This is a genomic window from Pseudomonas sp. HMWF006 (genome assembly GCF_003061205.1).
Classification (GTDB): domain Bacteria; phylum Pseudomonadota; class Gammaproteobacteria; order Pseudomonadales; family Pseudomonadaceae; genus Aquipseudomonas; species Aquipseudomonas monsensis.
This window is the reverse complement of sequence record NZ_QAIU01000627.1, coordinates 3,474-13,600: the sequence shown is the minus strand read 5'-3', so window position 1 is coordinate 13,600 and position 10,127 is coordinate 3,474. Positions and strand designations below refer to the sequence as shown.

Annotated in this window: 8 protein-coding genes; 7 read left to right on the top strand and 1 reads right to left on the bottom strand. The window is 61.5% G+C overall.

Annotation, left to right across the window (positions count from 1 at the left end):
- The 4 genes from DBR24_RS29105 to DBR24_RS29090 form a co-directional block, all read left to right on the top strand.
- A partial coding sequence (locus DBR24_RS29105; protein WP_128616422.1) for an autotransporter domain-containing protein occupies positions 1-1,047 on the top strand: 1,047 nt, incomplete at its 5' end.
- 56 nt (positions 1,048-1,103) lie between these two features.
- Positions 1,104-2,792: a polyurethanase gene (locus DBR24_RS29100; RefSeq protein ID WP_128616421.1), complete on the top strand. Its 1,689-nt coding sequence runs from the start codon at positions 1,104-1,106 to the stop codon at positions 2,790-2,792.
- A gap of 200 nt (positions 2,793-2,992) precedes the next feature.
- A complete protein-coding gene (locus tag DBR24_RS29095) occupies positions 2,993-4,846 on the top strand; it encodes a polyurethanase (RefSeq protein WP_128616420.1) in 1,854 nt (617 codons plus the stop codon).
- A 182-nt stretch (positions 4,847-5,028) separates the two neighbouring features.
- Positions 5,029-5,406, top strand: a complete 378-nt coding sequence (locus DBR24_RS29090; RefSeq protein ID WP_128616419.1) for a hypothetical protein — start codon at positions 5,029-5,031, stop codon at positions 5,404-5,406.
- An 83-nt stretch (positions 5,407-5,489) separates the two neighbouring features.
- On the opposite strand, the gene DBR24_RS29085 is transcribed toward DBR24_RS29090, so the two are convergent.
- Positions 5,490-5,714, bottom strand: a complete 225-nt coding sequence (locus DBR24_RS29085; RefSeq protein WP_123468612.1) for a YgdI/YgdR family lipoprotein — start codon at positions 5,712-5,714, stop codon at positions 5,490-5,492.
- Between the two features lie 194 nt (positions 5,715-5,908).
- Between DBR24_RS29085 and DBR24_RS29080 the strand changes: the two genes are divergently transcribed.
- From DBR24_RS29080 to DBR24_RS34305, 3 genes are all read left to right on the top strand, one after another.
- Positions 5,909-7,561, top strand: coding sequence for a VRR-NUC domain-containing protein (locus DBR24_RS29080; RefSeq protein ID WP_128616418.1), 1,653 nt, complete (start codon positions 5,909-5,911; stop codon positions 7,559-7,561).
- Complete coding sequence (locus DBR24_RS29075; RefSeq protein ID WP_128616417.1) at positions 7,558-9,876, top strand: ATP-dependent DNA helicase; 2,319 nt, start codon at positions 7,558-7,560, stop codon at positions 9,874-9,876. Before DBR24_RS29080 ends, DBR24_RS29075 begins: the two co-directional genes overlap by 4 nt.
- 5 nt (positions 9,877-9,881) lie before the next feature.
- A partial coding sequence (locus DBR24_RS34305) for a PAS domain S-box protein (RefSeq protein ID WP_256591952.1) occupies positions 9,882-10,127 on the top strand: 246 nt, incomplete at its 3' end.

Sequence of the window (10,127 nt, the reverse complement as noted above, 5' to 3'; positions counted from 1 at the left end):
GCTGCCGAACGGCTGGGCGCGGGCAATGCGCTGTTCGAAACCCTGCTGTTGTCGCCGAACGCGGCCTCGGCGCAACAGGCCTTCCAGCAACTGTCCGGCGAAATCCACCCGGCTATCGGCACGCTGCTGATCAACGACAGCCGTTACCTGCGTGAGGCAGTGGGCGAGCGTCTGCGCGAACGTGACCTGTTCAACGCCGGTGCACCGACCGATGACCGCAGCAACGCCTGGGTCAAGGTTCTGGGTTCGTGGGGCAAGAGCGATGGCGGGCATGACAATGCCGACTCCAACAGCTCTATCAGTGGCTTGCTGGCCGGTGTCGACGGCTTGATTGCTGAAGATACTCGCTTGGGTTTCGTTACCGGTTACAGCGACAGCTCGTTGAACATGGGCAGTGGCACGCATTCGTCGGCGTCGGTCGACAGCTACCACTTGGGTGCGTACCTGGGGCATCAGATCGACGCACTGCGCCTGACCGCCGGTGCGGCCTACAGCTGGCATCGCGTGGACGTGAAGCGTGAACTGCAGTTCGGTGGTGTCAGCGGCAGACAGAAAACCAAGCACGACGCCGCCACGACTCAGGTGTTCACTGAAGCGGCTTACGACCTGGGCCTGCAACCGATGAACCTGGAGCCGTTCGCCAATCTGTCGTACGTGCACCTGAACACCGAAAGCTTCACCGAAAAGGGTGACGCGGCGGCGCTCAAAGGCGGCGAAGACAACCGCGACGTGGTGCTCTCGACCCTGGGTGTGCGTGCCAAGCGCACGTTTGCCGTGTCGGACCAGCATCAGTTGGAACTGGGGGCGAGCCTTGGCTGGCAGCACAACCTGAGCAGCGTCGATGCGGACAGCCACCTGGCCTTCACCAATGGCAACAGCGCGTTCACCGTGCAGAGCGTGTCGATGGATCGTGATGCGGCGGTGGTGGGCGTGCGCGCCGGTCTTGCGCTCAATCGCGATGTGCGGGTGAACCTGGATTACAACGGGCTGATCGGTAACAACGAGAAGAACCACGGCGTGGGTCTGACCCTCGACTGGCAGTTCTAAGGCATGCCGGCAGTTCTTGCGAGAACTGCCGGTCTTGAAGGAAGAGAGGGCACAGCATGGGACTGTTCGATTACAAGAATGCTGATGGCAAAGCGTTGTACAGCGACGCCATCGCGCTGACGTTGTACGCCTACACACCGACCGGCAAACCGTTGCCCGCGACGGCCTGGGCCCCGGTGACCGCGACGGCGCTGGGCTATCAGGGCAAGGTTGGCGACAAGGGCACGTTCTTCGGCGAGAAGGACGGCTTTACCAGCGCCGAAGCCGAAGTGCTCGGCAAATACGACGCCTCCGGCAAACTGATCGGTATCGGTGTGGCCTTCCGTGGTACCGGCGGGCTGGACTACAGCGACACCTTCGGCGACATGAAAAACAATCTGCTGGCGGCGTTCGGGCCAGCGGATTATGCGAGCAACTACGCGAAAAACGCCTTCGACAACCTGCTCAAGGCCGTCGCTGCGTTTGCCATCGCCAATGGCATCGCTGCCAAGGACGTCTTGATCAGCGGCCACAGCCTCGGCGGGCTCGGGGTCAACAGCGTGGCCGAGTTGAGTGCGAACAATTGGGGCGGGTTCTTCAAGGACGCCAACTACATCGCATTTGCCTCGCCGACCCAGAGCAGCACCGGCAACAATGTATTGAACATCGGCTATGAGAACGACCCGGTGTTCCGCGTGCTTGATGGCACCACGTTCAGCAGCGCCTCGATGGGCAAGCACGACAAGCCGCATGATTCGACCACCGATAACATCGTCAACTTCAACGACCACTATGCGTCCACCGCACAGAACCTGGTGCCGTTCAGCATCATCAATCCGCTGAGCTGGTCGGCGCACAGTTCGCTGGGGTATGCCGATGGCTTGAATCGGGTGATCGACTCGAAGTTCTACAACCTCACCGACAAGGACTCGACGATCATCGTCTCCAACCTGGAGCAAGCATCCCGGGGCAAAACCTGGGTCGAGGACCTCGGGCGCAGCGGCGAGCCGCACACCGGCAGCACCTTCATCATCGGCACCGACAGCAACGACTGGCTCAAGGGCGGGGCGGGCAACGACTTCCTTGAAGGCCGTGCCGGCGATGACCGGTTCCGTGACGACGGTGGCTTCAACATCCTGCTCGGTGGCCAGGGCCACAACACCTTCGAATTGCAGAAACCGTTGCAGAACTTCAGCTTCGCCAACGACGGAGACGGCACGCTGTACGTGCGCGACGCCTACGGCGGCATTAGCATGACTCGCGACATCGGTGCGCTGGTGAGCAAGGAGGCGGGGTCGTGGTGGGGCAGCAAGGACATCACCTGGGGCGTCACGGCCAAGGGCTTGAGCAATGGCAACCAACTGACCCAGTACACCCATTCGCTCAACGGCGATGCGTACGGCAATGCGTTGCACGCGACCGCCGACGGTGACTGGCTGTTCGGCCTCGGTGGCGACGACAAACTGGTCAGCGACAAGGGCCACGTGACCTTCGTCGGCGGCGCCGGAAACGACGTGATGACGGCGGTGGGTGGCAACAACACCTTTCTGTTCAGCGGCGCGTTCGGCTTCGATGCCATCAATGGTTACCAGGGCAGCGACAAACTGGTGTTCATGGGCGTCGAAGGCGCGGGGCAGGGCTACGACTACAAGCAGCACGCGTCGCAGTCCGGGGCCGACACCGTGCTGAAGATTGGCGACTATGCCGTAACCCTGATCGGGGTGGGAGTGGCTAACCTGTCGGACTCGGCATTCGTTTTTGCCTAGTACTCCTTGCAGGAGCGAGCCTGCTCGCGATAGCGGTGTGTCAGTTTGCATTTATTAATCAGACACATCGCTATCGCCAGCAGCCTCACTCCTGCAGTTAAACGCTAAACGTAGTTTCTGAAATGCTCCGGGGCGTCCCCCAAGGGGCGCCCTGGCTGTGAGCTATCTCTGACAATTCCAACAAAAGAGAGGCAATAGCAATGGGTGTGTTTGACTACAAGAACTTCGGCACAGCCGATTCCAAGGCGCTGTTCAGCGACGCCATGGCGATCACGCTGTATTCCTACCACAACCTCGATAACGGCTTTGCCACGGGTTATCAGCACAACGGCTTCGGCCTTGGCCTGCCGGCCACGCTGGTCACGGCGTTGCTGGGGGGCACGGATTCCCAGGGGGTTATCCCCGGCATTCCGTGGAACCCCGACTCGGAAAAACTCGCCCTCGACGCCGTGAAGAAGGCCGGCTGGACGCCGATCACCGCGTCGCAACTGGGGTATGAAGGCAAGACCGACGCACGCGGCACCTTCTTCGGCGAGAAGGCCGGTTACGCTACCGCGCAGGTCGAAATCCTCGGCAAGTACGACGCCCAGGGCCATCTGACGGAAATCGGCATCGCCTTTCGCGGCACCAGCGGCCCGCGGGAAAACCTGATCCTCGACTCCATCGGCGATGTGATCAACGACCTGCTGGCGGCGTTCGGTCCCAAGGACTACGCCAGGAACTACGTCGGTGAAGCCTTCGGCAACCTGCTCAGTGATGTCGTGGCGTTCGCCAAGGCCAACGGCCTGACCGGCAAGGACGTGCTGGTCAGCGGCCACAGCCTCGGCGGGCTGGCAGTCAACAGCATGGCCGACCTGAGCGGTGGTAAATGGGGCGGGTTCTTCGCCGATTCCAACTACATCGCCTACGCCTCGCCGACCCAGAGCAGCACCGACAAGGTGCTCAACGTCGGTTACGAAAACGATCCGGTATTCCGCGCCCTCGACGGCTCGAACTTCACCGGCGCCTCGATCGGCGTGCACGACGCGCCGAAGGAATCGGCCACCGACAACATCGTCAGCTTCAACGATCACTACGCCTCGACCGCGTGGAATCTGCTGCCGTTCTCGATCCTCAACATCCCGACCTGGATCTCACACCTGCCGACTGCTTACGGCGACGGCATGAACCGGATCATCGAGTCGAAGTTCTACGACCTGACCAGCAAGGACTCGACGATCATCGTCGCCAACCTGTCGGACCCGGCGCGCACCAATACCTGGGTGCAGGACCTCAATCGCAATGCCGAAACCCACAAGGGCAGCACCTTTATCATCGGCAGCGACGCCAACGACCTGATCCAGGGCGGCAGTGGCAACGACTATCTGGAGGGCCGCGCCGGCAACGACACCTTCCGCGACAGTGGCGGCTACAACGTCATCCTCGGCGGCGCCGGCAACAACACCCTCGACTTGCAGAAATCGGTGAACACCTTCGACTTTGCCAACGACGGCGCCGGCAACCTGTACATCCGCGATGCCAAAGGCGGGATCAGCATCACCCGCGATATCGGCAGCATCGTCACCAAGGAGCCGGGCTTCCTCTGGGGGCTGTTCAAGGACGACGTGACCCACAGCGTTACCAGCAGCGGCTTGAAGGTCGGCAACAACCTCACCGAGTATGAGTCGAGCGTCAAAGGCACCAGCGGTGCGGACACGCTCAAGGCGCATGCTGGCGGTGACTGGCTGTTCGGGCTCGATGGCAACGATCATCTGGTGGGTGGCGCCGGTAATGACGTCTTCGTCGGTGGCGCCGGCAACGACCTGATGGAGTCGGGCGGCGGGGCGGACACGTTCCTGTTCAACGGGGCGTTCGGCCAGGACCGGGTGGTCGGGTTTACGTCCAACGACAAACTGGTGTTCCTGGGCGTGCAGGGGGTGTTGCCGACCGACGACTTGCGTGCCCATGCAGCGACAGTGGGGCAGGACACGGTGCTGACGTTTGGCAATGATTCGGTGACGCTGGTCGGGGTTGCGCTCAATAGCTTGAGTGCCGACGGTATCGTGATCGCCTGATATTGATTGGCAACACACAACCTGTGGCGAGGGCGCTGGCGCCCTCGCCACAATCGGGTGTTGGAAGTGACTCGATGGCCATTCTCTGACTCAAACCCTGTGCAAACAGGAAAAGCGGCCTAAAGCCAGCACGTGCACACACGTTCTATAGCTAGCTGCCATTGAGTACAGGAGATTCACACGTGAGAAGTTTCAAGGGGTCTATCGGTTTCGTCGGACTGGCGCTGTGTTCCGCCAATGTCTGGGCCGATCTGCCTCAAACCTCGATTCTGAGCCGTTACGGCATCAGCAGCGAGCAACTGCCGAGCCCGGCCAAGACCGAAGCGGTCGAGCCGGTCGAGGAGAAAAACCGTTTTCAGATCCAGCCCGAACAGCCCTTCGTGACCATTCGCCTGGGTGACGGCAAACCACCGCCGCAAACCACCGGCAATCCGAGCATTGACCGCATGGCCCAGCAGGACCTGGAGCGTTGCCAGCGCCTGCAAGGCGAATTGGTACGACGTGGCGGCAGCTACTTCAGTTGCGACAACAGCATCCCGGGCATGCCCGCTTTCGAATAACCCGAGACGCCTGTGCAGGCGCTGCCGAGGCGGCGATCTTGATCGTTCCCACGCACAGCGTGGGAACGAACGGCAGCAGGGTGTCAGTCTTCTTCGCGAACAGTGGCGACTTCATCGGCGCGCACTTTCACCTTGGCCCCGGAAATATCCTCGAATTCATAGAAACCGTCCTTGGTTTTGGTCTTCGGCATGTCCTTGGTCAAATACTGAGTGCCGTTCTGCAGGGTGACCACGGTCTGGGTCGAGCAACCGCCCAAAGCCAGCAAAGCCGCAACTGCCAGAGGAATGCCCAGCGTCTTGATTTTCATACCCACTTCTAGATCCTCGTTCCATGTGATACCGAGCAATGTCGGTCTTCTAACGCGGTTGGTGCTATCACGCGGGAAAAAGTTCGATGCGCCGGTCAAAAAATGCCACTGATCCTTTTCCGTTTGCACCGGACGGGGCAGAGCTGGTATCTGTACGCATAACCAGTACTCGCTCGCCATGGCCCTGAATTTCCGTGACTGCCAATCCCCTCGACGATCCGTTCTATTACCTCAACAACTTCCGGCAAGTGCTTGACTGGCTTGAGCTGCGTTATGCCGATGTGATGAGCGCAACCGAGCACGCCTTCATTCGCGACTTCAAGGCATTGCCCAAACCGTCGCAAGGTTTGCTGGTGCGCATGGTGATGCGCAAGGGCGTGCATTTTCGTGCCGGCAAACTCGCTTATGCCGAGATCGGTGACATCGCCGAGGCTGCGCAACCGTTGCTGGAGCATGGCTGGCTGGATGAACACGCCCCCTTGGCGCTGGCCGAGGTGTTCGAGGTGTTGCTCAAGGCCGAAATCCTGCAAGCGTTCGCCGCGTTCATCGAGCAACCCAAGGGCCGCAAGGACGACTGGCTGCCCGCACTCGCCGGGCTGTTCCCGGAAACCCGCCGCCTGTGCGACTGGGCACCGTTGCTCGCCGAGCGTCTGTTCAGCCTGACCATCATGGACCTGTGCGACCGCTTGCGCCTGATGTTCTTCGGCAACCTGTACCAGGACTGGTCGGAGTTCGTCCTCGCCGACCTCGGGATCTTCACCTACGAAAAAGTCGAGTTCTGCGCCGATTCCCGGGGCCTGCGCAGCCGCGAGGACGTTGACGCCTGCCTGTTTCTGCACACCTGCCAGCTGCGCTTCGAGGCCGGCGAACCGTTGGAGATCATTGTCGAGCAGGTCAGCGCCATGCATTTCGATAACCCGTGGCTGCAACGGCGGCGTGGCAAGGTGCTGTTCCAGATCGCCCAGTATTGCGAGCGCACCACCGAGTTTGCCCTGGCCCTGAACATCTACCGCGACTCTGCCTACCCGGGTGCGCGATTGCGCATGATCCGGGTGCTGGAGCGCTGCGGTGAATACGCCTTGGCCCTGGAACTCGCCACTGTGGCGGAGCAGGCCGTGGAGAGTGCTGCCGAACAACAAGGCCTGCAACGCATCGTGCCACGGCTGCGGCGCAAACTCGGTGGTCCGCCATTGAAACGCGTGGCGGCCAGACCGGTGGAGCGCCTGGATCTGCAGCTGCTGCGCAGCGATCCAGGGTTGTCGGTCGAGTACTACGTGCAGGCGCATCTGCACGACGACGATGGCCCGGTGCATTACGTGGAAAACAGTCTGATCAATTCGCTGTTCGGCCTGTTGTGCTGGCCGGCGATTTTTGCGCCGCTGCCGGGCGCGTTCTTTCACCCGTTCCAGCGCGGGCCGGTGGATCTGCTGAATGAAGACTTTCAGCAACGCCGCGCCGAACTGTTCCAGGCCTGTCTGGCTGAGCTCGACGATGGTCGCTATGCGCAGACCATTCGCGAACGATTTGTCGCCAAGTGGGGCATCCAGTCGCCATTCGTGTTTTGGGGCGCCTTGAATGAAGCCTTGCTGGAGCAGGCACTGGCCTGTCTGCCGGCCGAACACCTGAAACACTGGTTCAACCGGCTGCTGCTCGACATCAAGGCCAACCGTGCTGGCATGCCCGACCTGATCCAGTTCTGGCCGCAGCACAAAACTTACCGGATGATCGAAGTCAAAGGCCCCGGCGACCGCTTGCAGGATAACCAGCTGCGCTGGCTGGAGTTCTGCCATCAACACCAGATGCCGGTTGCCGTGTGTTACGTGCAATGGGCGGAGCAGAGCGCTTGAGCTACAGCATTGCCGTGCGCGCACTGTGCGAGTTCACCGCGAAATGCGGCGACCTCGACCTGCGTTTCACACCGTCCCCCACAGCGCTGGAAGGCATTGCCGGGCATCGCACCGTGGCTTCGCGGCGTAGCGAGCAGTATCAAAGTGAAGTCGCGCTGGAAGGCGAGTACCTGCAACTGAAGGTCAAGGGCAGGGCGGATGGCTACGACCCGGCGCAAAACTGCCTGGAAGAGGTCAAAACCTACCGTGGCGACCTGAGCAAGCAACCGGCCAATCATCGGCAATTGCACTGGGCGCAGGCCAAGGTTTACGGCTGGTTGATGTGCCGCAAGCTCGATGTGCAGCAGATCAACCTGGCGCTGGTGTATTTCGACATCGTCAGCGAGAAGGAAACCTGCCTGGTCGAAGCCTTCGACGCCAAGACCCTGCAGGACTTCTTCGAGCACCAATGCCGCTTGTTTCTGCATTGGGCCGAACAGGAAATGGCGCACCGTGATGCGCGTAATCGAGCGGCGCAGCACCTTAGCTTTCCCCATGCCGGTTTTCGCCCCGGCCAGCGGCACCTGGCCGAATCGGTGTTCAAGGCCGTCAGCACCGGTCGTTGTCTGATGGCCCAGGCGCCGACCGGGATCGGCAAGACCCTCGGCACCCTGTTCCCGATGCTCAAGGCGCTGGCGCCGCAGCAACTGGACAAGGTGTTCTTCCTGACCGCCAAGACCCCCGGGCGCAAACTGGCGCTGGACGCCAGTCAGGTGTTGTTCGATCAGACGCCGGCATTGCCCTTGCGGGTCCTGGAAATGGTCGCCCGGGACAAGGCCTGCGAACACCCGGACAAGGCCTGTCACGGTGAATCCTGTCCCCTGGCGCAAGGCTTCTACGATCGTTTGCCCGCCGCCCGCGAAGCGGCCAGTCGCATTAACCTGCTTGATCCGGCGGCCATGCGCGACGTCGCCGCGCAACACTCGGTCTGTCCGTATTACCTGAGCCAGGAAATGGCCCGCTGGGCCGACGTGGTGGTAGCCGACTACAACTATTATTTCGACTTCAGTGCTTTGCTGTTCGGGCTGGCCCAGCTCAATCAGTGGAAAGTCGCCGTCCTGGCAGACGAGGCGCACAACCTGGTGGAGCGCGGCCGGCAGATGTACAGCGCCAGTCTGGATCAGGGCACCTTCGGCAGCGTGCGCAAAACCGCCCCGCAGGCGCTGAAAAACGTCCTGCAACGGGTCAACCGCGAGTGGAACGCGTTGCATGCGCCGCAACTGGCGCCGTATCAGGCCTACGACAAGGCGCCGGAAAAACTGCTGCAAGCGATCTCGCTGTGCTGCGCGGCCATCGGCGATTACCTCAACGATCGCCCGCAAGGGCTCGACAGCGGTTTGCAGAATGTCTACTTCGACCTGCTGCAATTTGGCCGGGTCGCGGAGCTGTACGACGAGCATTATCTGTTCGACATCAGCAAGCGCGACCTCGATCGCAAGCGACCGCTGTCGCAACTGTGCCTGCGCAATGTGGTGCCGGCCGCGTTCATCGGCCCGCGCCTGAAAGCGGCGCGCAGCAGCGTATTGTTTTCCGCCACCCTCAGCCCGCGCCGCTATTACGCCGACCTGCTCGGGACACCCGCCGATACCGTGTGCATCGACGTAGAGTCGCCGTTCAGCGCCGAGCAGTTGCAGGTGCACATCGTCAGCCGCATCTCGACGCGCTTCAACCATCGCCAGGCTTCGCTGGCGCCCATCGTCGAGCTGATCGCTCGCCAGTTCAGCGAGCGGCCGGGCAACTATCTGGCGTTCTTCAGCAGCTTTGACTACTTGCAACAGGTCGCGCAGTTGCTGGCCGAACGGCACCCGCACATCACCTTGTGGCAGCAATCACGGGGCATGGCCGAAGGGCAGCGTCAGGCGTTCCTCGATCAGTTCACCGCCGACAGCCAGGGCGTCGGGTTTGCGGTGCTGGGCGGCGCCTTCGGGGAAGGCATCGACTTGCCCGGCGCCCGCCTGATCGGTGCGTTCATCGCCACCCTGGGGCTGGCGCAGCTCAACCCGGTCAATGAACAGATGAAGCAGCGCATGGCGGCGATTTTCGGCGCCGGCTACGACTACACCTACCTGTTTCCCGGCGTACAGAAAGTGGTGCAGGCCGCCGGTCGCGTGATCCGCACCCGCGAGGATCGCGGCGTGGTGATGCTGATCGACGATCGCTTTGCCGAGCATCGCATTCAGCAACTGCTGCCGCGCTGGTGGGCGATCGATAACGAGCCCGCCGCTTCCCAAATCGACGGATTCACGCATACTCCTGCTCATATCAGTGTGCGGTGAGTGGAATGAGCGATAACAGCAAGACCGGGGCGATGGAGGAGATGCGATTTCGGCTCCTGATCGATGCGGTGGTCGATTACGCGATCTACATGATCGACGCCGACGGCATCATCACCAGCTGGAACTCCGGCGCGAAACGCTTCAAGGGCTATGAAGAGGCGGAAATTCTCGGCGAGCACTTTTCAAGGTTCTACACCACGGACGATCGCGCTGCCGGATTGCCGCAGCGGGCGCTGGATACGGCGGTCCGC